This window comes from Agrobacterium sp. 5Ca50 (assembly GCF_055381905.1).
Genome location: NZ_AP026440.1, coordinates 700,811 through 727,140 on the forward strand (window position 1 = coordinate 700,811; position 26,330 = coordinate 727,140).

At 55.9% G+C, this 26,330-nt stretch carries 24 protein-coding genes; 15 read left to right on the forward strand and 9 right to left on the reverse strand.

The window, feature by feature from the left end:
* Window positions 1-6: 6 nt before the first annotated feature.
* Genes ACZ5FM_RS25440 through ACZ5FM_RS25450 form a run of 3 tightly spaced genes read right to left on the reverse strand, consistent with a single transcriptional unit; the run spans window position 7 to window position 2,338 of the window.
* On the reverse strand, window positions 7-693 hold the full coding sequence (locus ACZ5FM_RS25440; RefSeq protein WP_192490911.1) for an amino acid ABC transporter permease: 687 nt from the start codon (window positions 691-693) through the stop codon (window positions 7-9).
* Window positions 690-1,448 carry an amino acid ABC transporter permease gene (locus tag ACZ5FM_RS25445; RefSeq protein ID WP_250984073.1) on the reverse strand — a complete coding sequence of 253 codons (759 nt, stop codon included), beginning with the start codon at window positions 1,446-1,448 and terminating at the stop codon, window positions 690-692. Before ACZ5FM_RS25445 ends, ACZ5FM_RS25440 begins: the two co-directional genes overlap by 4 nt.
* Before the next feature lie 59 nt (window positions 1,449-1,507).
* The gene (locus ACZ5FM_RS25450; protein WP_464041190.1) at window positions 1,508-2,338 is read right to left on the reverse strand and encodes a transporter substrate-binding domain-containing protein; all 831 of its coding nucleotides are present in this window, start codon (window positions 2,336-2,338) and stop codon (window positions 1,508-1,510) included.
* Between the two features lie 185 nt (window positions 2,339-2,523).
* On the opposite strand from ACZ5FM_RS25450, the gene ACZ5FM_RS25455 reads away from it, so the two are divergent.
* The gene (locus ACZ5FM_RS25455; RefSeq protein WP_250984071.1) at window positions 2,524-3,525 is read left to right on the forward strand and encodes a LysR family transcriptional regulator; all 1,002 of its coding nucleotides are present in this window, start codon (window positions 2,524-2,526) and stop codon (window positions 3,523-3,525) included.
* On the opposite strand, the gene ACZ5FM_RS25460 is transcribed toward ACZ5FM_RS25455, so the two are convergent.
* Complete coding sequence (locus ACZ5FM_RS25460) at window positions 3,513-4,493, reverse strand: asparaginase (RefSeq protein ID WP_464041191.1); 981 nt, start codon at window positions 4,491-4,493, stop codon at window positions 3,513-3,515. The two genes, ACZ5FM_RS25455 and ACZ5FM_RS25460, sit on opposite strands and share 13 nt — an antisense overlap.
* 186 nt (window positions 4,494-4,679) lie before the next feature.
* Here ACZ5FM_RS25460 and ACZ5FM_RS25465 point away from each other — a divergent pair, with 186 nt between their 5' ends.
* Genes ACZ5FM_RS25465 through purU form a run of 6 tightly spaced genes read left to right on the forward strand, consistent with a single transcriptional unit; the run spans window position 4,680 to window position 12,016 of the window.
* A complete protein-coding gene (locus ACZ5FM_RS25465; protein ID WP_312950380.1) occupies window positions 4,680-6,080 on the forward strand; it encodes an aspartate ammonia-lyase in 1,401 nt (466 codons plus the stop codon).
* Window positions 6,077-7,333: a sarcosine oxidase subunit beta family protein gene (locus ACZ5FM_RS25470; RefSeq protein ID WP_464041193.1), complete on the forward strand. Its 1,257-nt coding sequence runs from the start codon at window positions 6,077-6,079 to the stop codon at window positions 7,331-7,333. Before ACZ5FM_RS25465 ends, ACZ5FM_RS25470 begins: the two co-directional genes overlap by 4 nt.
* Window positions 7,334-7,342: 9 nt before the next feature.
* Window positions 7,343-7,609, forward strand: a complete 267-nt coding sequence (locus tag ACZ5FM_RS25475; RefSeq protein ID WP_250984067.1) for a sarcosine oxidase subunit delta — start codon at window positions 7,343-7,345, stop codon at window positions 7,607-7,609.
* Window positions 7,606-10,566 (forward strand): sarcosine oxidase subunit alpha family protein, encoded by a 2,961-nt coding sequence (locus ACZ5FM_RS25480; RefSeq protein ID WP_464041194.1) that lies wholly within the window; start codon window positions 7,606-7,608, stop codon window positions 10,564-10,566. Before ACZ5FM_RS25475 ends, ACZ5FM_RS25480 begins: the two co-directional genes overlap by 4 nt.
* Entirely contained in the window at window positions 10,559-11,092 is a 534-nt protein-coding gene (locus ACZ5FM_RS25485; RefSeq protein WP_312950369.1) for a sarcosine oxidase subunit gamma, read from the forward strand. Before ACZ5FM_RS25480 ends, ACZ5FM_RS25485 begins: the two co-directional genes overlap by 8 nt.
* Window positions 11,093-11,131: 39 nt before the next feature.
* A complete protein-coding gene (gene purU / locus ACZ5FM_RS25490) occupies window positions 11,132-12,016 on the forward strand; it encodes a formyltetrahydrofolate deformylase (RefSeq protein WP_312950366.1) in 885 nt (294 codons plus the stop codon).
* 641 nt (window positions 12,017-12,657) lie between these two features.
* Here the strand turns inward: purU and ACZ5FM_RS25495 are convergent.
* A complete protein-coding gene (locus ACZ5FM_RS25495; RefSeq protein WP_312950365.1) occupies window positions 12,658-13,557 on the reverse strand; it encodes a LysR family transcriptional regulator in 900 nt (299 codons plus the stop codon).
* A gap of 121 nt (window positions 13,558-13,678) precedes the next feature.
* Here ACZ5FM_RS25495 and ACZ5FM_RS25500 point away from each other — a divergent pair, with 121 nt between their 5' ends.
* Together ACZ5FM_RS25500 and ACZ5FM_RS25505 are read left to right on the forward strand one after the other, a co-directional pair.
* Window positions 13,679-14,290 (forward strand): glutathione S-transferase family protein, encoded by a 612-nt coding sequence (locus ACZ5FM_RS25500; RefSeq protein ID WP_250984062.1) that lies wholly within the window; start codon window positions 13,679-13,681, stop codon window positions 14,288-14,290.
* 65 nt (window positions 14,291-14,355) lie between these two features.
* Window positions 14,356-16,425 carry an FAD-binding oxidoreductase gene (locus ACZ5FM_RS25505; protein WP_312950363.1) on the forward strand — a complete coding sequence of 690 codons (2,070 nt, stop codon included), beginning with the start codon at window positions 14,356-14,358 and terminating at the stop codon, window positions 16,423-16,425.
* Between the two features lie 33 nt (window positions 16,426-16,458).
* Here the strand turns inward: ACZ5FM_RS25505 and ACZ5FM_RS25510 are convergent, their stop codons facing one another.
* The gene (locus ACZ5FM_RS25510; protein WP_259148610.1) at window positions 16,459-16,818 is read right to left on the reverse strand and encodes an ArsR/SmtB family transcription factor; all 360 of its coding nucleotides are present in this window, start codon (window positions 16,816-16,818) and stop codon (window positions 16,459-16,461) included.
* A 201-nt stretch (window positions 16,819-17,019) separates the two neighbouring features.
* Between ACZ5FM_RS25510 and ACZ5FM_RS25515 the strand changes: the two genes are divergently transcribed.
* On the forward strand, window positions 17,020-18,123 hold the full coding sequence (locus tag ACZ5FM_RS25515) for an NADH:flavin oxidoreductase/NADH oxidase (protein WP_312950361.1): 1,104 nt from the start codon (window positions 17,020-17,022) through the stop codon (window positions 18,121-18,123).
* Between the two features lie 102 nt (window positions 18,124-18,225).
* On the opposite strand, the gene ACZ5FM_RS25520 is transcribed toward ACZ5FM_RS25515, so the two are convergent.
* Entirely contained in the window at window positions 18,226-19,551 is a 1,326-nt protein-coding gene (locus ACZ5FM_RS25520) for a peptidoglycan L,D-endopeptidase MepK (RefSeq protein WP_409515622.1), read from the reverse strand.
* Window positions 19,552-19,728: 177 nt separating this feature from the next.
* On the opposite strand from ACZ5FM_RS25520, the gene ACZ5FM_RS25525 reads away from it, so the two are divergent.
* Window positions 19,729-20,079 carry a hypothetical protein gene (locus tag ACZ5FM_RS25525; protein WP_312950356.1) on the forward strand — a complete coding sequence of 117 codons (351 nt, stop codon included), beginning with the start codon at window positions 19,729-19,731 and terminating at the stop codon, window positions 20,077-20,079.
* A gap of 69 nt (window positions 20,080-20,148) precedes the next feature.
* On the opposite strand, the gene ACZ5FM_RS25530 is transcribed toward ACZ5FM_RS25525, so the two are convergent.
* Window positions 20,149-21,321, reverse strand: a complete 1,173-nt coding sequence (locus ACZ5FM_RS25530; protein WP_464041195.1) for a pyridoxal phosphate-dependent aminotransferase — start codon at window positions 21,319-21,321, stop codon at window positions 20,149-20,151.
* Window positions 21,322-21,619: 298 nt separating this feature from the next.
* Window positions 21,620-22,066, reverse strand: a complete 447-nt coding sequence (locus ACZ5FM_RS25535) for a pore-forming ESAT-6 family protein (protein ID WP_312950351.1) — start codon at window positions 22,064-22,066, stop codon at window positions 21,620-21,622.
* Window positions 22,067-22,588: 522 nt separating this feature from the next.
* Here ACZ5FM_RS25535 and ACZ5FM_RS25540 point away from each other — a divergent pair.
* Genes ACZ5FM_RS25540 through ACZ5FM_RS25555 form a run of 4 tightly spaced genes read left to right on the forward strand, consistent with a single transcriptional unit; the run spans window position 22,589 to window position 26,193 of the window.
* The gene (locus ACZ5FM_RS25540) at window positions 22,589-23,941 is read left to right on the forward strand and encodes an NAD(P)H-dependent oxidoreductase (protein WP_464041196.1); all 1,353 of its coding nucleotides are present in this window, start codon (window positions 22,589-22,591) and stop codon (window positions 23,939-23,941) included.
* A 10-nt stretch (window positions 23,942-23,951) separates the two neighbouring features.
* Window positions 23,952-24,257, forward strand: a complete 306-nt coding sequence (locus ACZ5FM_RS25545; protein ID WP_312950346.1) for a putative quinol monooxygenase — start codon at window positions 23,952-23,954, stop codon at window positions 24,255-24,257.
* Between the two features lie 17 nt (window positions 24,258-24,274).
* Window positions 24,275-25,141 carry an NAD(P)-dependent oxidoreductase gene (locus ACZ5FM_RS25550; RefSeq protein WP_464041197.1) on the forward strand — a complete coding sequence of 289 codons (867 nt, stop codon included), beginning with the start codon at window positions 24,275-24,277 and terminating at the stop codon, window positions 25,139-25,141.
* Window positions 25,142-25,194: 53 nt separating this feature from the next.
* Window positions 25,195-26,193: a DctP family TRAP transporter solute-binding subunit gene (locus ACZ5FM_RS25555; protein ID WP_464041198.1), complete on the forward strand. Its 999-nt coding sequence runs from the start codon at window positions 25,195-25,197 to the stop codon at window positions 26,191-26,193.
* The last annotated feature ends 137 nt before the right edge of the window (window positions 26,194-26,330 follow it).

The window sequence follows — 26,330 nt, forward strand, 5'->3', positions numbered from 1 at the left end:
AGCACCTCATTTTGTGCGGAAGCGGCGTTCGAGCATCAACGACAGTCGATTGATCGGCCATGTGTAGACAAAGAACATCGTGAGAAGAGCGAGATACATCGGGATCAAAACCCGGGAGTCGCTCTGGGCTTGCACAGCTGCCTGGGTACGACCAAGAGCTTCCTCAACACCGACAATCATCGACAGGGGAGTGGCTGTCAGCAGAAGCGCATAGAGGTTCATCCACGGAGGAACCATGCGTGTGATGCACTGGGGCAGGATGATCCTGAATAGCGTTGCGCGACGGCTGTAACCAAGTGCCTCGGCGGCTTCCCACTGTCCACGTGGCACCGAGTTGACCGAGCCGCGGACGATTTCGGAAAAATTGGCTGCCACCGGAAAAGAAAAGCCGATGGTTGCTCGCAGCCAGCTCGGCAACTGTATGGTTATGCCTGCAATATTCACCTGATAGGGAATGAGAAAGATGCAGTAGAATAACAGAACCAGCCAGGGCGCGTTGCGAAACAGCTGTGTTGCAAGCTTTGATGGCCCCCCAACCGCCATGCTGGGCGACAATTGTCCAAAGCCCAGAAACGTACCGATGGCCGTGCCAATGGCGATTGCCATCAGGCTCATGAGAATGTTGAGCCCAAAACCTTGAAGAACGAATGGCATCCATTCAAGAATCTGGGGGAGAATGCTGGTCTGGTTCATTGTCCGTCTCCCAGTCCAAAGCCAGGCAGGCGCATGGCGGCTTCGACCCTGTTGATGATGACGACGACGGCTCCGGTCAGGATCAGGTAGATCACCAGCATCACATTCATCATTTCGATGGTGTTGAGGGAATCCGACCAGATCTGGTTGGAAACGTAAAGGAGTTCAGCGACACCAACGGCATAGGCGACAGTTGTTGCCTTTGTCAGATCGACCAGATTGTTGGCGAGAGATGCAAATGAAAAACGCAACGCCAACGGCACGGTGACAGAAAAGAATGCCTGGCGTTTGTTATAGCCGAGTGCAAAAGCTGCCTCCTGATAGGAGCCATGGACAGCACCCACACCGGCCCGAAACGTCTCGGTATTAAATGCGCCAGAATAGAGTGAAAGCGAAATCACCGCCCAGCTGAAACTGCCGATCAAGGGTTGGGGCAGCCCTATCTCACTGCGACCCACCGGCATGATGCTGCCGATCGCAAAATAGAAAAAATACATCTGCACGATCAGTGGCGTGTTGCGGAACAAAGCAACGTAACCCCGGATGATTTTTGTCGGCCACCCCGTGGACAGCGACAGGATTGCGGCGCAGGCCGCACCGATGACGATGGAGAAAAATGCGCTGATCAGGATCAGGAGTAATGTGTTGCCAAGACCGGTGGTGAAACGGTCGAAATCGAAGGCGTCATAGAAGATCGTGAGATTGATCCCCGATGCCGCCAGATCGCGAAAAAATGTCTGGATCTCTGTAATCACAGCCCAATCCTCAGTGCTGTCCGGAGCATTGGCGCCCCGGACTGTTTACGGTTCAAGGATCAGTTGACGTGATCTTTCAGAGCATCGTGCATTTTGATGAGGAAGGCAGAGTTTGCGATACCATGCTCTTTTTCGAGCGCGAGCAACGTGCCGTCACGGTGCATTTCGGAGATGATGCCGGAAATTGACAGGCCGAATGGAGCAAACTGGTCACTCTGGCGCACCGCCATGCCCCATGGGGTATCTGCCTGGCTCGACAGTGGTTTCTGGTACTCGCCCCATTTCGGGTTGGAGAGACGAACGTTGATCTGGTTGTCGTCTTCAAGCAGGCCAATGCAGCGTCCCTGCGTCATCGCGGCCTCGGTTTCGGCCGTGCCGGCAAAAGCCAGAACCTTCAGTTTCAGCTCTTCCTGCGCAGGCTTGTTGTACCAGGCACCCTGTACTGCGCAGACGGTCTGGTCAGCAAGCTGCGACCACTCTGTTGCCGTGACGGCTTTTGCAAGCAGAAGTGTGTAACCGGACGAATAATAATTCGGGTGAACAAAAGCGACCACTTTGCGTCGTTCAGCGGTATCTGAAGCGGAGGCAATCATCAGATCGATCTGGCCCTGCGCCAGAAATTCGAAACGATTTGCGGAGGTTACTTTGACGAATTCGGCTTTGACGCCGAGGGTTTCAGCAATTTTTTTGCCGATATCGACTTCCATGCCTTTGAAGCTGCCATCGGAGGCGCGGTAGGACCAAGGCACGTAGTCGTCTTTGGTGCCGACCTTCAGGACACCTGAGGCTTTGACCTTGCACAAGGTATCGTCACCGCAGGACTGTGCCGATGCGGAAAAACCAACGAAAGCGAAGGCTGTCGCCAGAAAAATTGCTTTCAGTTTGAACATTTCGTTCCCCTTTTTGAACAGTTTGTTTGCATCACTTTCAGGCATCGGTGTCGTCTGCATTTTTGTTGTTGCGACTGGGAAAGCTGATGTGAGTGGAATGTCTCCAATTGCGGCCGTTGCTTCAATGGTGATTTGAGAGTAGTAGTCATATTACTGACAAAGATTAATTCAGGTAAACTAAGCAGATGCCCCTACCGGATTTGCACGCTCTGGAAATTGCTGCAACTGTGATCGAGCAAGGCAGCATGAGTGCTGCCGCCGCGCAGTTGGGCATGACCCAATCAGCGGTCTCTCAAGCCATGAAGCGCGCTGAAGCGCAAGTCGAGGTGACGCTAGTTCATCGCGACCGGCGTCCGCTTGTTGCAACGGAGGCGGGGCGGGTGCTGGTGGCTCATATCCGCGAGATTGCCAATCGCGCCGAGCGGGCGATTGAAGAGGTGAGGGCAACGGCAAGGCGGCCTGAACGGCAGGACCTGCGATTGGGCATGGTCGACACCTTTGCCTCATCCGTTGGTCCGGTGCTGATCCGCGATCTGATGGAGGGCGCGATCGCGCTGCGCGTGACAGCCTTTTCAGGCCTTGCACACTCACACACCGACGCCCTGATGCGTCACGAGATCGATGCAGCGATCACCTCGGACCCGATGGACGAACTGGATGAGATGATGCGTTTCCCGCTTTACCGGGAGCCATTCGTTCTTGTTGCGCCGGTTGCCTGGGGGGATACGCTGCGCAACCAGCCACTCAGGGATCTGCTGTTTGAGCACCGGCTCATTCGCTACAGTTCACGTTCGCATATGGGCATGCAGGTCGAGCGGCATCTCAGACGACTGCGCATCGAACACCCGCAGGTGTTGTCTTTCGACACCTCGGACTCGTTGTTGGCAATGGTAGCCGGTGGCGTTGGCGTGGCCATCACCACGCCTCTCTGCCTCGTTCAGGGCGCCATTCACATGCCGGCGCTTTCGGTGTTGCCATTGCCAAGCCCCGGATTTTCCCGCGAATTGACACTGGTGACCAGACGCGGTGAGTTTGACACATTGGGGCCAAGGGTGGCCGAAGCCGCCCGTCAGATGCTGGTAAAGCACACGTTGCCACTGATCGTTAGCCACATTCCCTGGCTCGCCGAAACGGCGGGTGAGATGATCTGGAAACCGCCGCTCATTGAAGGCGATCAGAGCGAGTGAAACACTTCAGCAATGTCACCGTGACTGTAACCAGCGGCCAGGCAAAGTGACAAAAGGATGCGCGCTTTCTGGGGATTGATATCGCCACCGGCAAGAATGCCGAGGCTTTGATGGTGCGCACTATCGACCACCAAGCCCGCACCGGTACGGGACGATTGCACAACAACAAGGCCAGCATTCACCGCTTCATGTAATGCAGCCGTTTCTGCAGGCGTTGACATTCCCGGCCCGAAACCTGATGAAACAATTCCTTTTGCGCCTGCCGCAACAAAGGATTGTATCGCACATCCATCAGCACCGACATGACTATAGCTGATATCCACCCGTGGCATCTCACGCAGCAGATCGCGTGCGAAGGGTTCATGTCTGCGTTTGCTTACCTGCTGAAACCTGACTTCGGTTCCATCGACATATCCGATCGGAGCAGCCCAGGGAGATTGGAAAGCACCTAGTCGTAATGTGTGGGTTTTCGTGACCGTTTTTGGGTCGTGGATTTCGTCATTGATGACCACAAATACGCCGGGTCCGGTTGTTGGTGCGATCGCTGCGCGGATTGCCGCAGCCAGATTTGCATGGGCATCGGTCGAAATTCCCGTCAGTGGCCGCATCGATCCGGTGAGAATGACAGGAATTTTCAGGTCCAGAACCAGTGACAGAACCCATGCGGTTTCTTCGAGGCTCGCCGTACCGTGGCCGATCACGATGCCGCGCAGGCTGCTATCTTCAGCCAACTGGCAGCAAATTTCTGCCAGATCCGCCCAGTCGTCCGATGTGATTGCCGTGCTGTCGATCTGGCGAAAATTGACCGGCCTGATATCGGCGATCGTCCCCTGAATGCCAATACGCTCGATCAGCGCTGCCGCATCGAGCCGTTGCTGACTGGCATTATAATCCAGAAGGTCAAACTGGTCTGTGCCAATGGACGCAATTGTCCCACTGGTGCCGATGAATGCGATCTTTGCCAGCATGTGTTGCTCCGCCGTTTGAGTGTGTCTGACATAAAAATCTTCACAGCGGTTTTGCAACGAGCTCACCCGTACTATTAGATGAATTAATGCAAATAAGTGAATTAATTTAAGTCTCGCTTATTCGGTTCAAATGGTTCCTGGAGTTTGCGATGCTGCGGCATCACACGAACGGACCTTGGAACCTCCATGCCAAATACCAGAACCGACACAGACAGCCTGGGAGCGCGCGAGTTACCCTGCGGAGCATTGTATGGGGTCGCGACGCTGCGTGGACAGGAGAACTTCGATATCTCCTTTCACAAATTGGGTGATGCGCCGGAGCTGCTGAAGGCGCTTGCGCAGATCAAGCGGGCTGCCGCTGCGGCCAATCACGACATTGGCATATTGCCGCGCGACGTGGCGCAGGCGATCGATAAGGCGGCCGAAGAAATCGAATTCGGATTGCATTCAGACCAGTTCATCGTCGATCTGCTGGAAGGCTCTGGTGGTACGTCGATCAACATGAATGTCAATGAAGTGATCGCCAATCGTGCCTTGCAGATATTGGGCGATGAGCCAGGCAATTATAGTCGCATTCACCCCAATGATCACGTCAATACCGGGCAATCCACCAATGATGTTTTGCCCGCTGCCGTCAAACTGGCGGTCTATGACAAGGCTTCGTCGCTGATTTCGGCGCTTGGTCATCTCGCTGCGTGTCTTGAGGTCAAGGCCACTGAATTTGCGGATATTTTGCGGATAGGGCGCACCTGCATGCAGGCGGCTCAACCCATGCGGCTGGGGCAGGCCTTTGGTGGTTATGCGGCCTCCATCCGGCGTCTGGAAAGCAAACTGTCGCAAGCGCGCGAAGACATGCTTGTTCTGCCTTTGGGCGGCACGGCAATCGGTACGGGGCTGGGTTCAGCGCCGGGATATCGTTCAGCCGTTTACCGGCATTTGAAGGCGATCGTCGGCGCGAATGTACGCCCCGGTGATGATATGTTCGATGCCATGCAGAATGCCGATGCCTTTGCGCGGGTTTCGTCGGAAATCCGCATTTGTGGAGAGGTCATCGGCAAGATCGCATCTGATTTGATCATCCTGTCATCCGGTCCCAACAGCGGTGTTGGTGAACTGAGGCTACCTTCGGTACAACCGGGCTCTTCGATCATGCCAGGCAAGGTCAATCCTGTCTTGCCGATGATGATGCAACAGGTTGCATTTGCCGTGGTCGGTAATGATGCGGCGGTGTCGCTGGCTGCCCTTCAAGGCCAGTTGGAAATCAACCATTTTGAACCGGTCATTGCCTCGCGCCTGTTCGATTCCATCGAGTTGTTGGCCAAATCGTCACGCATCTTCGCAGACAAATGCATCGCCGGCATAGAAGCCGACGAAGAACAATCGCTCAAAAATCTGATGCAGTCATCGGCGCTGGCCACCGTGTTTGTGCCCAAGCTTGGATACGCCGAGGTATCCCGCCTTGTTCAGGCATCAGCAATAGAGCGCCGCCCTTTCATAGACCTAGCCATCGAACGCGGCCTGCTGAGCAATGACGAAGTGCTCAAGGTGGTGCGCGAAAGTATCGATTACCGCGAGGAGATCGCATGAGTCATTATTCTGCCCTGTCTATTTTACGTCACGGCCTGAGTGGCAACCGGAACTGGACCCGCGCCTGGCGTGATCCGGTGCCGAAGCCAAGCTACGACGTGATCATTGTCGGCGGCGGCGGCCATGGCCTGGCAACAGCCTATTACCTTGCCAAGGAGCACGGCATCCGTAATGTCGCGGTGCTGGAAAAGGGTTGGCTCGGCGGTGGCAACACCGGTCGTAACACCACGATCGTTCGCTCCAATTACATGATGCCCGGCAATACGATGTTCTACGAGCGGTCGATGCAACTCTGGGAAAACCTGAGCCAGGACCTGAACTACAATGTCATGATCTCGCAGCGTGGTCAGTACAATCTCTGCCACTCTCCGGGGCAGATGGATGCTGCCCGCCGTCGTGGCAATATCATGCGGGCCAATGGTATCGACGCCGAACTTTTCGACCGGGCAGAGGTGATGCGCCGTTTGCCCTACCTCGACTATTCGCCCAATGCCCGTTTTCCGATCCATGGTGCGATTTACCAGTCGCGGGCAGGGACCGCTCGTCACGACGCGGTTGCTTGGGGATTTGCGCGTGGCGCAGACCAGCAAGGCGTGGACCTGATCCAGCAATGCGAAGTGACCGGGTATATCTGGGATAATGGTACCATTGTCGGTGTGGAAACGACCCGTGGACCGATCCGCGCCAAGAAGGTGGCACTTGCCGTTGCCGGTCACACCGGCCATCTGGCGGAAAAGGCCGGCTTGCGTTTGCCAATCGAAACCCATGTTCTTCAGGCTTTTGTGACCGAGCCGCTGAAGCCACTGGTCGACAGCATCATCTCCTTCGGTGCCGCTCATTTCTACATCAGCCAGTCCGACAAGGGTGGACTGGTGCTTGGTGGAGATCTCGACGGTTTCAACTCCTATGCCCAGCGCGGCGGCCTGCCGATTGTCGAACATACGCTGCACAGTGCCAAGGCGCTGATGCCGTCGCTGTCGCGACTGCGGCTGTTGCGTCATTGGGCCGGGGTCATGGACATGTCGATGGATGGCTCGCCGATCATCGGCAAGATGCCGGTTGAGGGGCTCTGGCTGAATGGTGGCTGGTGCTACGGCGGCTTCAAGGCAACGCCTGCCTCCGGTTACTGCTTTGCCTGGACAATCGCCAAGGGCGAACCGCACCCCGACAACGCCGAATTCACGCTGGAACGTTTCGAACGCGGCTACCAGATCGACGAAAAGGGCGCAGGCCCGCAACCCAACGCCCATTGAGGTTCCATCATGTTGAGAATTCATTGCCCCGTCTGCGGGCTGAGGGACGAAACGGAGTTTACCTATGGCTCCGATGCGACGATCCGCCGGCCTGACATGAACGAGAGCGATCCGAAAGCCTGGCTCGATTATGTGTTCATGCGTGACAATCCGCGCGGACCGCACAAGGAGTATTGGCACCATGTGACCGGCTGCCGCCAATGGGTGGTGGTTGAGCGTGACACGCTGACCCATGAGATTTCGGCGAGCTATCTTGCCCGCGAGGTGGCGGCATGACAGCGCGCAGACTTCCCACCGGCGGACGCATTGACCGCAGCCGCAAAGTTACCGTGCAGTTTGATGGCAAACCGTTTGTCGCTCATCCCGGCGATAGTCTGGCTTCTGCCCTGTTGGCCGGTGGCCAGAAAATCACCGCACGCAGTTTCAAATATCATCGCCCACGCGGTCTGATGGCTGCAGGTGTCGAAGAGCCGAATTCACTGGTTCATCTGCGTGATGGCGCCCGTCACGAACCCAACGCACAGGCAACGATGGTCGAGGTGTTCGATGGTCTAATCTCGACGCCGCAAAATGCATGGCCCAGCCTGAAGTTTGATATCGGTTCGGTTAACGGTGCCCTGTCGCGCTTCTTTGGTGCCGGGTTCTACTACAAGACATTTATCGGTCCGTTCAAAGGCACCGGCTTCTGGATGGCCTGCGAAAAAATCATCCGCAATGCCGCTGGCATGGGCAAGGCAACAACGCTTGACGATCCGGATCACTACGAAAAGATCAATGCTTTTTGTGATGTGCTGATCGTGGGGGCAGGTCCTGCCGGACTTGCTGCAGCCTTGGCCGCAGGCCGCAAGGGCGACAAGGTGATGCTGGTTGAACAGGATCACGAACTCGGGGGCTCTTTGCTGAGCGAAGGTGCCGGTGGTGAAAGCGATACATGGCTTCGCAACGCCGTGGCCGAACTCAAGAATATGCCCAATGTTCAGGTACTCAGCCGCACAACGGCGTTTGGTGCCTATGACAGTGATGTCTTTGGGCTGGTTGAACGGTTTCGGGATCATCTGCTGGTGCCGGAAGCGGGCAAACCGCGCCAGCGTTACTGGCTGGTTCGCACCAAACGGGCAATTCTTGCCACCGGTGCCATTGAACGACCGATGGTTTTTGCCGGCAATGACGTTCCCGGTGTGATGTTGGCATCGGCCGTGCGTAAATATCTCAACCGTTACGCTGTTCTGGCCGGTGAGAGTGTCGTCGTCGCGACCAACAACGACAGTGCCTACAGCACTGCAATCGATCTCGCCAAGGCCGGTGCGAAGGTCATTCTCTGTGATCTTCGCCGAACCATTCTGGATGCACTGTCTAGCCGCGCCAAGACTGCGGGCGTGGAGCTTCGGCTTGGTTACGGTCTCCTGAAAGCCGAGGGCCGTGGCCAGGTGCGTGGCGCCCGCATCGTGCCTGTCGACACCAATGGTCGGGCGTCTGGTAAGGAGATTGCTGTCAAATGCGATGTCGTCGCGATATCGGGCGGTTGGGCTCCGGCACTGCATCTGTGGAGCCAGCGTTTCGGCAAACCGCAATATCATCAGGAGTTTGATGCATTTCTGCCGATGCAGAAAACAACCGTCACCAGCGTTGGATCGCTTGTTGCCGCTGTCTCAACCGCTGAAGCGATCACGCAGGGGTACGACGCCGGCGGTGACGCTGGCAAGGTCGATACTGTAGCCAATGGCGGTGATTTCTGGGGCCGCGATCTGCTGCCGACCACCGTCATCACAAAGGCCGACGGCACGACGCCGGGCAAGGCTTTCATCGATTTCCAGCACGATGTGAAACTTGCCGACATCGATCAGGCGCATCTGGAAGGTTATGTCTCGGTCGAACATCTCAAGCGTTACACTACATCGGGCATGGCTGCCGACCAGGGCAAAACCTCCAACCTCAATGCACTGGCAAGAATGGCGGCGCTGAGAGGCATGGACATTCCCAAGGTCGGAACAACGACCTTCCGTCCGCCCTATACGCCGGTTGCCATTGGCGCGATCGTTGCTCACGATCACGGCCTGCATTTCCGCCCGACGCGTCTGTCGACCATTCATGACTGGCACCAGCAAAATGGTGCAGAGATGATAGAAGCGGGTGCCTGGCTTCGCCCCTGGTATTACCCGGCCAAGGGCGAGACACTGCGCGATACCTATATCCGTGAAGCAGCCCATGTGCGCGACCATGTCGGCATTGTCGACGTGTCGACGCTTGGCAAGATTGCCGTGCAGGGCCCGGATGCGGCGGAGTTTCTCAACCGCGTTTACGCAAACGGCTTCAAGACTTTGCCAATCGGTCGCCTGCGCTACGGCGTCATGCTGCGAGAAGACGGTTTTGTTCTTGATGACGGTGCGACGGCGCGTCTGGGCGAGAACGACTATTTCATGTCGACCACAACAGCCAATGCCGCCAAGGTTCTGGCACAGGCTGAGTTCCTGCTGCAGACGGCATGGCGTGATCTCAAGGTGCATGTCACAACCGTGACGGATCAATGGGCAGCCATTGCCATCGCTGGCCCGAAGTCCCGGACTGTTCTTGCGACGCTGACGGGCGCGGATTTGAGCAAAGAGGCGTTGCCAAACAACCACCTGACCTATGTGACGATTGCAGGTGTGCCGTGCCGCCTCCATCGGATGAGCTATTCCGGCGAGCTGGCCTATGAAATCTACATCCCGGCCAAATCCGGCCCGAAGGTCTGGCGCGCGCTGATCGAAGCGGGTGTTCCGCATCATCTCAAACCCTATGGAACCGAGGCGATGGGCGCCCTTCGTATTGAAAAGGGCCACGTGGCTGGCGCTGAGATCGAGGGCCGCACGACCATGAAGGATCTTGGTCTCGAAGTTTTCGCTTCGAGCAAGAAACCCTTCATCGGATCGGTGTTGCGCAAACGTGTGGTGCTGGAAGATGCAACGCGCCCGTCACTGGTTGGCCTGGAAATCGTCGGTGATGACGGTGCAAGGGCCGGATCACTGCTGTTCGGATTGAATTCTCCAGCGAAAGGTCATGGCGAAGGCTGGGTGTCATCGACAACCTATTCACCAGCTCTGAAAAAGAACATTGCGCTGGCCTTGTTGTCCAAGGGACCGGAACGCATAGGCGAAACGATCCAGATCGTTGATTTTGTTGGCAACCAAACACTGCGCGCGAAGGTCGCCTCCCCTCACTTCTTCGATCCGGAAGGGCATCGTCAAAATGGCTAAAAAAAATAACCTTCCGCTTCGTGGTCTCAACAGTGACGGGCAACCCGTGTCGGTTTCCGAAATCGCGCTTGGCCACCTCACACAATTGGCGGGATGGGAAACCTTCGCTAATGCCACCGACGCGGTGTTAAAGACGCAAGGCCTGTCGCTGCCGACAGACTATCGTTCTCCTGTTCATGGTGCCGGGATGACAGTGTGGCGGATTGCGCCGGACCGTGTGCTTCTGCGCTCCGAAACACCGGTTGACATGTCGGTGCCGGAAGATCTTGTGGCACTTGATCTTTCCGATGCACGTGTCTGCCTGATCCTCGAAGGAGAGGGGGCGGCAGGCTTGCTGGGCCGCGTGATCGCCCTGGATTTTTCGGACGCGGCCTTCCCGGCAGGGACCTTCGTACAGACGTCTTTGCACCACGTCGGTGTGCTGGTTGAACGTCTGGAGCGCGACAGATTTCTTGTCATGGTGCCGACCACCTGGGAGCGGTCTCTGACCGACCTGCTTGTTACCCACCTCACTGTTGCGGCCTGACGGCTGCCCCATCCCATCACGACTTCATGGAGTTCCCGCGTGGAGAATTTTGTCCTTACCGTTCAATGCCAGTCCCGTCGCGGGATCGTCGCTGCCATCGCAACCTTTCTGGCGGAGCATGGCTGCAACATCACGGATTCTGCGCAATTTGATGATCCGGAGACCGAAAACTTCTTTATGCGCACCACATTTCGTTCGGAACTTGGAACGGACCTCGAGACACTGCGCAGCAGTTTCGAACCGGTCTCAAAGCCTTTCGACATGGCGTTTGCTTTCCATGATGCTGCCCAGCGCACCAAGGTTTTGCTGATGGTGTCCAATTTTGGCCACTGCCTGAACGACCTGTTGTATCGCTGGAAAATCGGTGCGTTGCCGATCGATATTGTCGGCGTGGTGTCCAATCATCTCACCTATCAGAAGCTTATTGTGAACAATGATATTCCGTTTCACCACATCAAGGTGACCAAGGAAAACAAGCCTGAAGCGGAAGCGAGGCTGATGTCGATTGTCGAGGATTCAGGTGCTGAATTGGTGGTGCTGGCGCGTTATATGCAAATCCTGTCGGACGGGGTGTGCAAAAAAATGTCCGGCCGCATCATCAATATTCACCACTCGTTTTTGCCATCCTTCAAGGGTGCCAATCCTTACAAACAGGCATTTGAGCGGGGGGTTAAGCTGATTGGGGCGACGGCGCATTACGTGACTGCCGATCTGGACGAAGGTCCAATTATCGAGCAGGACGTTGCTCGCATCACGCATGCGCAATCGCCCGACGACTATGTATCGATTGGACGCGATGTGGAAGCGCATGTTTTGGCCAGAGCAGTGCACGCGCATATCCACCAGCGGGTATTCCTGAACGGCCACAAAACCGTGGTCTTTCCTGCAAGCCCCGGCAGTTATGCCTCGGAAAGAATGGGGTGATCACGCCCCTATCCAAGACATTTTGAAAAGGGCGCCTCAAGCGCCCTCAACCTCATCCGTCGGATAGCCACTGGTCCGGCGTATTTCGGCAACGATTTTCTTCGCGAAGTGACCTGCCGCAGGCGAAAGTTTGCAGCTTTTAAGCCGAATGACAGATTACCGAGAGAGATATTCCCCATGGCAATAATAGTTTTCTGCATGGTTAAACCGGTGATGCCCGGACATGACTTTAACGTTTTCGGTCAGCAAACTTGGTGTGCGGCTTGCCCGTAGTTAGAGCAATATCCAGCGGTTTTGGTTTCAGCGTGGATATGGGGGCGCAATCGATTGCTGTCGTCAGGTAAAATTTCTTAGGTTCATGTGTCCGTTCCCCATACCTAAATCTGTCAGTGTTTTTGGCTGGCGCAGAATGTTCGTTTTGTACCGAGCAATCAATCCACACCAAAGATCATTCTAGGGTATCAATCCGGCATGCCTGCCAGTGGCGACCCTTGACGATAAAGAAAGCAATTGGGTCACTTTCCGCGGTTCTCAATGGTGGCTGGAACCAGGCGAACAAACCTGTGAGCGGCAGGGCATTGCATATCGTGTAGACGCGGGAGAAGCGGCAAGCTGATGTACAGCAATTAGTTCAGGCGTTCTTAGATCTGCTGCAGGACGGCTCGAAGTCTTGGAGCAGCAAAGTCGAGAAACGTTCTGAGCTTCAGCGTCATCAGCCCTTGCGACAGATAAACCAGATGTACGGGTGAGGCGTCCAGCTCGAAATCCTCCAGAAGCGGCACGAGCAGGCCGGCTTCCACGGCCCGTTTCGCCTGATAGGACATCACCCTTGTGATGCCCAACCCATCGGCTGAAGCATCCACAGCTGCCTCTGCCGTATTGACCGATAAACGGGGCCGTACCGGGACTGTAATATCCGAACCGGTGTCTTTGAATGTCCAGAACCGGTTTGAGAGCACGCCTTCAAACGCGATACAGCTGTGGTTTTCAAGATCGCGCGGATGGAGTGGTTGGCCGTGTCGGCGCAGATAATCTGGATTGGCGTAAACGCATGTGCGGATCGCGCCGAGACGTGTTGCAATCAGATGGTTTTCAGACAGCGCCGAGATACGCAGAGCGACATCGATATGTTCGTCTGCGAGGCTGACGGACCGGTCACTCATCACAAGCCGGATATTGATATCGGGAAACACTTTCAGAAATTGGGTGATGATCGGCAAGACATGCAGGCGGCCAAACACGATCGGCGCTGTGATTGTCAGGTCTCCGCGTGGCGAAACATATTCACCGGATGCGCGGCGTTCCGCTTCCTCAACGCGGCCGAGGATCTCGCGCGCGGCAATGACATAATTTTCTCCGGCTTCTGTCAACAGGGCCTTGCGGCTGGTGCGCACTAACAGCTGAACCCCAAGCTGCGCCTCAAGCTCTGATATCTTGCGGCTGACCGTCGGCAGAGGTGAATGAAGTGCCCGGGATGCTGCCGATAGACTGCCGTTTTCCACGACAGACAACAAAACAGCCATGGCATCCAGCCGGTCCATATTCACCTTCCAAAAAGTGAGAGGGTAACTCTATAAATATCTGTCTACTGCAGAAATGTGGATACCGATAGCCTCCTTCGTGCCATCGGAGCTTTAGCTCCACATCTCAACGGAGCCTCTCATGAAACTGTACCATTTTCCGCTTTCCGGCCATGCGCATCGTGCCCTGCTCGGTCTTTCGCTGCTCGGTGTGAAAGCCGAAGTCATCGACGTCGATCTGGCAAACGGCGAGCACAAATCGGCGCCATTCCTCAAACTCAATCCGTTCGGTCAGGTGCCCGTGCTTGAGGACGGAGACATCATCGTCAATGATTCCAACGCAATCCTCGTTTATCTCGCCACTAAACTGGGCCGGAAGGACTGGCTGCCTGACGACCTGCAGTCGACAGCAAAAGTCCAGAAATGGTTGTCTGTCGCCGCTGGCGAAATCGCCTATGGGCCGGCTGCCGCCCGGCTGATTACCGTGTTCGGTGCGGATTTTCGTGCCGATGAAGTTATCGCGCGCGCCCATCGCATTCTCGGGCTGATCAATGCGGAGTTGGAGCAGCATCAGTTCATCATCGATGAAAAACCGACCATCGCTGATATTGCGCTCTACAGCTATATCGTCAGTGCGCCAGAAGGAAATGTGAACCTCGTACCGCATGAAAACGTCCGCCGGTGGCTTGCCCGCATAGAAGCGCTGCCCGGCTTTGTGGCTTTCCCCAAAACCGCAGCAGGCCTTGCTGCCTGATTGTGAGGATGCGGTCGGCAAATTGGGCCGCATCCACTTTTTCCATGTTTCCCTTGGAGGTGCGAATGTCCGATCGAAATGCGCAACTCGAAAATGTTTCGGCCTTGTCATCACCCTGGCATGAAGGTGAGCTGGAATTGCAACGACACGCCGGTGTCGCCGACCAGATGGATACGGTTGGTCGAAAATTCGTGCGTCATTTTCTGCTGGATCAGCACCGCGAATTCTATCCGCTTCTGCCGTTTATCGTTATAGGTGCGGTGGATGGCGAGGGTATGCCATGGGCTACAATCCGGAGCGGTCAACCGGGTTTTCTGCATTCACCTGATCCGCTCACACTGGACATCAATGCGGTGAGTGATACCAGCGATCCTGCGCAAGCCGGAATGAAGGAGGGAGACCCTGTCGGCCTGCTGGGAATTGATCTTGTAACCCGCAGGCGCAACCGTATGAACGGCTTGATCACCCGTCAGTCAAACGAAGGCTTTTCGGTTTCGGTGGAGGACAGTTTTGGAAACTGTCCGCGTTACATCCAGAACCGGCATTTCGCGTTCGTGCGTGACCCGTTGCAACAGACGAGTTCTGCAGTTGATGTCAGCGACAGACTTGACGCCGATGCACGGCGTATCATCTCCACAGCAGATACATTTTTTGTCGCATCCTATGTCGATCGACCCGACGAAAAGCGGCAGGTTGATATCTCGCACCGTGGAGGTCGGGCTGGTTTCGTGCGCATTGACGATGATGGCGGTCTGACTGTCCCTGATTTTAACGGCAATCTGTTCTTCAACACGCTCGGAAATTTTCTCGTTAATCCGCTTGCCGGTTTGATGTTCTTTGATGCAGTAAAAGGTGATGTCCTGCAGATCGCAGGGACTGTCGAGGTTATTCTTGAATCATCCGAAATCGCAGCTTTCGAAGGTGCAGAGCGGCTTTGGCGAGTGATGCCGACAAAGGTCGTCCGGCGTCGGGATGCACTGCCTTTGCGGTGGACGTTTGCCGACGATGGAATGTCGCCCAGCAGTCTGATGACCGGTAGCTGGGAAGACGCTGAGGCCCGGCTGCAGGCCGCAGCAAAAGCAAAGACCTGGCGCAATTTTCGTATTGAACGGATCGTCGATGAAAGCACGACGATCCGCTCACTCCACCTTGAGCCGACTGACGGTAAAACTTTGATCCCGCATCTGTCAGGTCAGCATCTGCCGGTCAGAATTGCGGATGGTGAGGCATTTATCCGACGCAGCTATACGATCTCAAGTGCACCGTCGGACGGCCATTACCGCATAAGCGTCAAACGCGAGGGGAAGGCATCAAACCTGCTGCATGGCATGCAGATCGGTGACGAAATTTCAGCGCTTGCGCCAACCGGTGCCTTCACTATCGATCCGATGGAGCGGAGCAGGCATGCGGTGTTTATTGCCGCCGGTATCGGTGTCACACCCTTATTGTCAATGCTGCGTCATCTCGTTCATGAGGGCGATAGGACACGACATCGCCGCCCGGTCTGGTTTTTCAGATCATCCCATAGACGTCAGGAGCGGGCGTTCGACCAAGAGATTGATGAATTGGTCGCGCGCGGCAACGGCAGCGTCCGGGATATCAGAGTCGTTGGGCAGCCGGAGGAGGACGGGTTGGAAAGTCGCGAGACTTTAGGCCGCATCAATATGGATCTGTTGAAGGCGCATCTGCCCTTTGACGATTATGATTTTTATCTCTGTGGGCCGCCATCCTTTATGCAGTCGGTTTATGATGGCTTGCTCAAGCTCAATGTCGCAGATGAACGCATACATGCCGAGGCTTTTGGACCGTCGGGGCTGAAACGCGATGTCAAAGACGGTTCTATTGCGGTCAACTCTGCACAGCCTGCGTCCGAGCCTGTCAGGGTGATTTTTGCAGGGTCGACAAAGGAGGCGCGGTGGAAACCCGGTGACGGGTCTTTGCTCGAACTTGCGGAACAGCGTGGCCTGTCACCAGCCTTCGGTTGTCGGGCAGGGCACTGCGGAGATTGTAAAGCCGCTATCATCAAAGGGCAGGTCAGCTATTTCTCGCAGCCAGCCTATGATCCTGGTGTGGGCCATGCGTTAATCTGCTGCTCCGTCCCGGCAACTGGCAGCGATCTGCACCTGGACATCTGATAGTCTGTCAATACCGACTTGGGGGCGTTGGTCTTAGCGTTGACCTGCCAACGCCACCGCCTTTTCGGCACCGCCATCCCGCTCTAACTCATCGACCAGAAGTGCCAGAAGACCGGGAAAGCGGGCTTCGATATCTTGCTTCCGCAGCGACGACGAACGCCGATTTCCGTAGTCGATCTGGCTGATCAGGCCGGCCTCACGCAGAACCTTGAAGTGATGGGTGAGGGAAGCTTTCGCGACCGGAAATCCGAAGGACACACAGTTGCGCTCCGTGCACTCAGGCAATGTTGCGAGAATGGCAACGGTGGTGCGACGCAGAGGATCAGACAATGTGGACAGGACGACACCGAGGTCGATCTCGTCACGTGCGGGTTGGGGAAGCAAATCTGGCATGAAGACATTTTACCGGGTCACACGATGATGCGCAAGCGCAAGGTACGCCTTGACGTATACCTTCGACAGGCTTAGGTATGGTATTGTCCATACCAATTGATCTTTGTCAGATTGATTGACTGGTCAAGATCGCGCATCATTCTGGGAACCTCATCAGGTCATCGGTATGGTGACAAACCCGTCACGTTAAGAGTATGCCCAATGCCTCAGCCGCAGCTATTCACGCCGTTCAAGATCCGCAATCTCGAACTAGAGAACCGTATCACCATCGCCCCGATGTGCACCTATTCAGCCGTCGATGGTTGCATGACGGACTGGCACCTGATCCATCTCGGGCAACTTGCGCTGTCTGGCGCCGGCCTGTTGACCATCGAAGCAACCGCAGTCGTTCCCGAGGGACGCATCAGCTACGCGGATGTCGGCCTCTATGACGACGCAACAGAACAGGCCATGCAACGCACGCTGGATGGCATTCGCAAGTGGTCAAACATACCGATCGCGATACAGCTTGCCCATGCCGGCCGGAAGGCGTCTTCGGACTTGTCTTGGCTGGGTGGCGCACAGATTGCGGCAGACCAGAAGAATGGCTGGCAAACCGAAGCACCTTCCGCGGTGCCGTTCAAATCCACGGATACGGTGCCGACCGCGCTGACCCGTGAACGAATGAACGCGATCCGCGATGCCTTTGCAGAGGCTGCCAAACGCGCTGCCCGTATCGGGATTGATGCGGTACAAATTCATGCGGCGCACGGTTACTTGCTGCATTCATTTCTCTCGCCGCTTTCCAATCATCGAACTGATGAATATGGCGGCAGCCTGGAAAACCGGATGCGTTTTCCGCTTGAGGTCTTTGATGCGGTCAGATCTGCATTCCCTGCGGACAAGGTGGTGACCGTTCGTGTTTCGGCCACCGACTGGCACGACAATGGCTGGGATATTGAACAGACCATAGAGTTTGCGAAGGCTCTGGAGCTTCGTGGCTGCGATGCCATCAACGTATCGACGGGCGGTCTGCATGTCGATCAAGCGATTCCGCTGTCCCCGAGCTATCAGGTACCGTTCGCTCGTGCCGTCAAGGCTGCGGTGAAGATGCCGGTTGTTGCTGTTGGATTGATTACCGAGCCTGCACAGGCCGAGGCAATCATTGCGACTGGCGATGCCGATCTTGTCGGCCTTGCCCGTACGATCCTCTATGATCCGCGTTGGCCTTGGCACGCGGCTGCCGCACTCGGCGGAGAGGTGTCGGCTGCACCGCAATATCATCGCAGCCAACCCTCCACACTGAAGTCGCTTTTCAAGATGTAACAGTCACTGACAATAAGGCTCCGGTTTTGAAAGACCGGAGCCTTTATCGTTTCAAAAGTCGGCAAGGCAACGAAAGCGGAGCACCTTAAATGTTCCCCGCTTTTATATGTCGGACAGATCCCTGCTCGTGCCGGTATCGGTCGTATGATCCATCAGGACACGTCTTGTCAGCTCAGGAGCGAACATCGCAACCTGACTGTTGCGCGGCGAGATCGCCCAGCCAATCAAGATGTCCTGGCTATCAAGCTCCTCTTCATCGTCAATGTCGACAGGTTCGAAACGCAAGGACGCGATAGACGATTTCGGCTCCTTGAAGGCTGTATCGAAATCCGGTGTGACCGCACTAAAACCCGTGGTGAACAACGGTGTCAGGACAGTGGCCGCGGTTGCCGGGTCGCCAGGTGTGGGCGAGGGACGAACAGAGGGGATGGCCCCCAGCGAAGCGGTCACGATTGGATCGGTCGCTGCAGCAACTTCGCCAATCTCTGCCTCGGGTCTCATAGTGGGCATTGGTATCGCGAATTCCGCGACATCATCACGTCCGTTATCGGTTTTGTCGGCGATGTCAAAGGCTGTGGTCGGCCGGCTTGTGGGCACCGGCAGCATTGCAGTCACCAGTGTGCTCTGGCTATCCGCAACTGGTGCAACACGGGATGGAGCGGGGGCTGCTTTTGCCTGCGAAGCAGCGTTGGTTGGTTCGGCAGTCGACGCAACTTGAATTGACTGACCGTTGACGCGACGTCTGTAGTCGGCAAGCGCAACGTTATAGCCGGCAAAGCGTCTGCCATCTGGCGGCAGATGCAGTGTTTTGCCATCCGGGAAAAGTCTGACCAGTTCCTGCCGCGACATGCGCGGCCAGGCGCGTACACCACCGACGTCAACATGCAAGAACGGCGAACCAGACGTTGGGTAATAGCCAACGCCTCCTGCCTGCATCTGCATGGCGAGTGCACGCAGCGTCGACAGCTTCACACCGGGAATATAGAAATCCATCGCCTTGCCCTGCATATGCAGGCTTTTTTCTCCAACGCCGGTGTTTCTCGACCGGCCACGCAACATGGCGTTGGTGGTGGGAGAACGGTAGCCGGAAACGACATGGATGTAGTTCGAAGTGTTGGCGCGTTGGTAGATTTCCCAGACAATGTCGAGCAGCCTCGGGTCCATCCGTCCGCTCTCATTGCGTCGCCAGTCACGAAGGAAACGATTGACCTTCTGCAGACCTGCCGGATCGAAACGGCCATTCCGCTTGTAGGTAATGGTGGCCTTTTCTCCGGTGTGTACGAAATACAGCTTGAGTGAGCGGTCTTGCGCCTGGGCGACTGACACCACTCCAAGCAGCGCGACCGCAGCGATTGTCACGACCCGGATCGCCCTGGCGAAACGGTTGAGAAGGCCGGAAAGGCCAACCGACGTCATGTCGGGAGACATAATAATCGACAACTTGAACACCCGCTTGGCTGACAAACTCCACAAAGGGCAGGCGGCAGTCAGTACACCCATGCCCTCGAACAACTGCGGGCAATTATGGTCAACAAGGTGTTAACGGGTGATTTACGGAGAGACAGTTGCCTCCCGCAATTCATCACAACGACGTTATGAGGAGGGTTGGAAGCCCAGATATACGTAGGCGGAAGTGTCGCCGCCAACGCCAATTTTCTTAAACGACATAGACACTTGAGCCTATTTCTCCAGGAGCTTCATTTACGCTTTGATTGCACCGCTAAAATACCATCCAAGCAGACGTTTTGGCATGTTCCGCATGATGAAATTGCGCAGGCGGAAGGCAAAATTGCTGTGCGGAAAGAAGACGGCGGCCATCTTGCGGCTGCGTGCCCGCAGACGTTGAATGATGGGAGAGCTTCTGTTCATGCAGTGCCTGCTCCAGCATTTCCGCAGATGCCGGTTGCGCACCTGCGGGTTGCTGTTTGCGGTAAAGTCGTTGAACAGTTTGGCTGATCCTGTTGTGTTTCGGGACGGAGCCATCCTTAGGAGAGGATGTCGGTATCGAAAGAACGATTGCAGACCTCATCGGCGAAGGAAGTCTGACAGCCTGTTCAGGCCTTCGGAAATCTTGTCTTCGGAAACGGCGTGGCACCACCGCAGCCAACCTTCACCCTCGGGACCGAAAGCGGCTCCCGGCGCGAGACCAAGACCGACTTCGCGGACAAGACGCTGCGCCAACTCGAGAGATTTGCCGTAGCCGTCAATGCGCAGAAACGCATACATGGCTCCGCCAGCCTCCGGCACACTGACGCCGCCCATCCCGCGCAGGCCGTCAACCAGCAATGCACGGGTTTTGGTGAGATTGGCGCGCAGACGTTGCACTTCACTTTCCCCTTCCTTGATCGCCACGGCTGCGGCGCGTTGGGTCGGTTCAAAGACACAGGAGAAATTATACTCCACGAGCTTGGTGGCATCCTGTGACAGCGTCTCCGGAATGACCATCCAGCCAATACGCCAGCCGGTCATCGACCAAGCCTTGGAGAGGCTGTTGACTGAAATGATGCGATCGCCGGTTTGATAGTGGCGCAGAAATGACGGGGCGTAACGGACGGCAGGGTCATATACCAACCGCTGATAAACCTCGTCGGCCAGGATCCAGATACCGTGCTTTCGGCAATGCTTCAGAATGGCCTGAACGCTTTCGTCATCAATCGTCCAGCCAGTCGGATTGTTTGGCGAGTTGATGATAACCATGCGAGTGTCGGGCGTCAGCGCATCGATAAATTTGTCGAGATCAAGCGACCAGCGACCGTCATTGATGGACAAAGAAACCCGTTCAACATGCGCGCCGAGAATAAGTGGTGCTTCGCTGATATTTGGCCACAGCGGGGTTACCGCCACAACCCGGTCACCGGGCGATAGTACGAGCTGCATTGCGATCTGCAAACCACTCATGCCGGAGCCGACAGCCAGTACCTGTTCGACCGGAATGGCGCGGCCGAGCAGATCGCTCTGATAGGCCGCGATGGTTTCTCTCAGATAGGGACGCCCGAGATTCTGGGAATAAAATGTTTCACCCGACAGCAGGGATTCTGCCGCTGCTTTCCGAACGAAATCGGGAGTGGCCGTATCGGCCTCACCGAACCAGAAGGGCAAAACATTTGACTTGCCCATCGCCGCATTTGCGACCTCACGAATAAGCGAATTTGAGAGTGCCCGGACAGCGGGCCGCGCTTCGACAACAGTATCAATCATCGTTCCTGAATTTCACATATATTTGGGAGTATCAACCTGCGCCATGCATGATAGAGCTTAAGGAAAAGCCTTGCACGGTCCGTTTTTTGCCTGCCAGTTCCAGACCACCAACCTATCAAAAACTCGATGTAACACCGCGCGTCGACGTTATCGTCGGCATCCCGGTATTCGGATTTGCTGTTTTGAAAAGGCGAGGCGGGCATCCCGCCTAATAATTGCCCGTCCAGTTGGTGAACTGAACAGGCAAGGTGTCTAAAGCGCATAATTTATTGCCGATAAGGCCATGCGACCAGAATGGTTACTGGGGCAGGTTTGCAGCAGCCTGTTTCAAGGCATTTGACATGGTCTCGCAAAGCTTGGCTTCATCAACGCCCTGCGCTTTTGCGGCGGTTGCCAGGTCTTGTTCCATACCCATGACGGAGACCTTTCCTTGCTTGCCAACGTCTTCGGCAGCATCGCCCTTGGAAACATCGGCAGGAGCGGGCACTAGGGCAAGAAGCTTGGTCTGAACTTCGGCTGCGGTATCGTCGATATGACCTTTTCCCTGGCAATAGGTCAGTACGCCGAGCTGGTTTCTCGCCGCAGTATATGCCATTTCCACCTGTTCAGGCGTCGGTTGCTGTGCAAATGCAGCCGTGATTGTGGCGCCAGTCAATATAGCCGTTAAAGCAAGAATTTTCATATTTCTGTCTCCTTCCAAAATATCATACAACCAATTGTTATTGCTTCTGAATGGTTCCAGCAACTGCAGGTTTCTAGAACATTATCTTCTGTTGTTTGCCGAAGCCCAGGTTTTCCCTTTCGAAACGGTCATAATTTCTCAAGTGTATAAGGCGCAGCACTCGAGCGGAAAATTGCGGTGCGGCTGTGGCAGGAAGATGCAAACTTCTCCTAATCTCGATGTCTCAATTTGTTAGAAAAACTAAACAAAATTTCTTTTGTTCTAAATTGAGCTAACGTCGCCGGACGTTTAATCTCCCATTAACAGCCAAGGGAAATGGCTGCATTGCTCGCGGGGAGGAGTTCTGCGAGCCGAAGGAGGAGATCAATACATGTCATTCAGCACCCGAAAGCGGTGGGCGTCACCGCTTGCCTGATGCGCACTATCTGACACCAGGTTGATGCAGCGGCGCAGCCGTTCGCATTGTCTGTCGCACTATCTGCAATCTCATCGTTGGAGCGGTTTCCTGAATTCACCTTCTGGTCGAAGGCGAAAACGGTGCACTGCGCCCATCGATGATGCTCAACATCATCCAAGGATCATTTCATGAATCTCTACAGTCTTCTGTCCGCCAGTGCCGTCAAGGGGCGCCCCGTTCGTGTTGGCCTGATTGGCGCCGGTAAATTCGGCTCCATGGTTCTCGCCCAGGCGCAACGCATCGACGGTCTGCATATGGTTGCGGTCGTTGACCTCAATGTCTCCAAGGCACGGGAATCTCTCAATCGCGTCGGTTGGTCCGACAACCGCTACGGCGCAAAAACGGTCGGTGAAGCCATGCAGTCCGGCACGACCTGCGTGCTTGATGATGTCGATGCCATGCTGGCCTGCGACGAGATTGACTGCATCATCGAGGCAACCGGCCATCCGATTTTTGGCACACGCCATGCTCTCAAAGCCATTGAGGCTGGCAAGCACGTTGTGATGGTCAATGTTGAAGCCGACGTCATGGTTGGGCCGATCCTGGCTGAAAAAGCCCGCCAGAAGGGCGTGATCTACTCCATGGCCTATGGGGATCAGCCAGCTCTGATCTGCGAACTGGTCGATTGGGCGCGTGCTACCGGTTTTGAAGTCACCGCTGCCGGCAAGGGCATGAATTTCGAGCCGCGCTACCGCTACTCGACGCCTGAAACCGTCTGGGGTTTCTTTGGCTGGACCGATGAGGAAGTTGCCAAGGGTGATTTTAATCCAAAAATGTATAACTCCTTCACCGATGGCACCAAGGCGGCAATCGAAATGGCGGCGGTTGCCAATGGCACCGGTCTGGATTGCCCGGATGATGGTCTTGCCTTCCCGCCAGCTGGACTGCACGATCTGGCGCGGGTCTTCCGTCCAACGGCCGATGGTGGTCGCATGGCGCGCTCGGGTCTTGTCGATATCGCTGCCAGCCAGGAGCCGGATGGTCGTGAGGTGTTCAACAACATTCGTTACGGCGTTTTCGTTACCTTCAAGGCGCATAATGAATATGCCAAGGCCTGCTTCAAGCAATATGGCCTGCTGACCGATCCTTCGGGCTGGTATGCGTCCATGTGGCGTCCGTTCCATATTATCGGTCTTGAAACCTCCATCAGCGTGCTGTCGGCCGTGCTGCGTGGCGAGGCAACGGGTTGCTCCAAGGAGTTCCGCGGCGATGCCGTAGCAGTTGCCAAAAAAGACCTGAAGCCTGGCGAAATGCTGGATGGTGAAGGCGGTTTCGCGGTCTGGGCCAATGCAATTCCGGCAGAGCGCAGCCTTTCCCTGAAAGCCCTGCCAATCGGTCTTGCCCACAACGTCAAGGTTATCCGCCCGATTGCCAAGGACACGATCGTCAGCTTCGACGACGTCGAACTGGTCAACGATCTCGATGTCGTCAACCTGCGCCGTGACATGGAAAACCGTTTCCGTCCTGGCGGTCAGGCATAAGGAGGGCGACATGCCTGATAACAACAAGCCATTCGTCGTGTTTGCCGGGTTTCATGTGAAGCCCGGCTGCATGGAAGCCTTTCTTGCGGCGGCGCATGACGATGCCAAACATTCCGTTGCCGATGAACCGGGCTGCAGGCAGTTCGATGTCGTCACGATCGACGATGAGGAAGACACGGTTGTCTTCTACGAGGTCTATGACAGCCGCGCTGCCTTTGATGCGCATCTCGAAACACCGCATCTGGCGCGGTTTCGTGAAGCCTTTCCGTCACTGATCACTGCCGAGCACCCAGTGCGCTTCGGCAAGCTTTTCTAAAGGGGATGGGACTGACGATGAGAGGTGGATTTATCGGCACGGGCATCATGGGCGGCCACATGGTTCGCAGGCTTTCCGAGGCGGGTTTCGACATGGCGGCCTGGAACCGCTCACCGGGAAAAACCGCATCTTTGAAAGATCTGGGTATCGAGGTGGCAAGTAGCGCCGTTGCCGCCGCAACGGCCAAGGATTTCGTCATCTGCATGTTGAGCTCAGGCCCGGTCTGCGATGAGGTTTTGCTTGGTGAAGGCGGCGTCATTGATGCCATGCAGACCGGGTCTACACTCATCGTCATGAGTTCCATTCCGGTGGAAACCGCAAGGAAGCAGGCAGACATCTGCCGGCAGAAGGGCATTTTCTACATTGATGCGCCGGTGTCGGGCGGTGAAAAGGGTGCCCGTGACGGCAGGCTTGCCATCATGGCCGGTGGCGAGGTTGGTGACGTGGCTGCCATGCAGCGCGTGTTCGCTGCCATGGGCAGACTGACGCCTGTGGGACCGGTTGGCAGTGGCCAACTTGCCAAACTTGCCAACCAGATGATCGTTGCCAGTTCCATCTGCACGGTGGCCGAGGCATTGCTTTTGGCCGAACGTGGCGGGGCAGATCCAGCCCGCGTGCGCGAGGCACTCCTGGGCGGTTTTGCAGACTCGACGATCCTGCGCCAGCACGGCTTACGCATGGTGACGAATGATTTCGTTCCCGGTGGCCCAGCCCGGTACCAGCTCAAAGATACCAACACTGCTCTGTCGCTTGCGGCAGGGCTTGGACTGCAGCTTCCCATCGCCATCGGGGCCGACCGGCTTTTTGCCGCCATGGTCGAAAATGGCGATGGCGATCTTGATCATAGCGCCGTCATAGAAGAGTTGCGGCGCATGAATGCCTGATGCTTCCAGGGAGGGAAGTATCGTGATTAAAAACACTGTGTGGAGGAGAACACATGAACATGACTTTTATGCGCGGACTTCTGGTTGCCGCGTCCATGCTGGCGACAACTGCAGCGCAAGCTGCAACGACGCTAACGCTATCGACACCGGATACCGACACGTCGGAAATCACCATCGCCGCCAAAAAATTCGCCGAAATTGTCACGGCGAAAAGCAACGGTGACATCACTGTCAAAGTGTTTCCGAACGGTACGCTTTATGGCGCTGATCCATCGGCGGCCGTCAAGCAGCTGGCTGGTGGTTCGCTGGACATGCTGTTGCTGTCCACATCGCTTTATTCGAACTTCAATCCGAAGTTCACAGCCATTTCCATCCCCTATCTCTATGACGATATGGCGCAGCTTCGCGGTTATCTGAGCGGCGAACTGGGGCAGGAGCTGATTGCAGATCTAGACAAGATCGGCATCAAGGGGCTTGGCATGTGGACACGTCCATTCCGCCAGATCACCAATTCACGTTTGCCGATCACCTCTCCGGCCGATCTTGCCGGGGTGAAACTGCGTGTGCCGAACAACCCCCTTTACGTCGAGTTCTTTAAGAAACTCGGCGCCGTTCCGACCCCCATGGCCTTTGCGGAAGTCTATAATGCCCTCCAGCTCAAGGTCGTTGACGGGCAGGAAAACCCGATCAACGTACCGCTCAGCGCCAAGCTCTATGAAGTCCAGAAATACGTTTCCATGACCGACCACATGGGCGACGGCTGGGTCATGGCTATCAATCCTGCCAAGTTCGCAGCGCTCACTCATGATGAAAAGAAGATCATCACCGAGGCCTCGGCAGAAACCGAGAACTGGAAGGCTGAAAACGACGCGGCAGAAGCTGACAAGGCGCTGGCCGAGCTCAAAAAAAGCGGCATGGAAGTCAACACATTGACGCCTGAACAGAAACAGGCCTTCGTGGAAGTGTCGAAAAGCCTGTTTCCGGTCTTTGCCGGTCTCGTGAAGGACCAGTCGTTCTTCGATCGCAGCGTGGCTTCCGTCGGCAAGAACTGACGTCTCGTGTCACGGCCGCTCGGGGCTTCTTCTCGGGCGGCATGACCCTCCGGGTACAGCGCATCAGCCATGTGCCACCACGCCTTTATCCGCATGAATGACTGACAGCCTGGCCTGTCCCGACCCGTTCTGAAGGA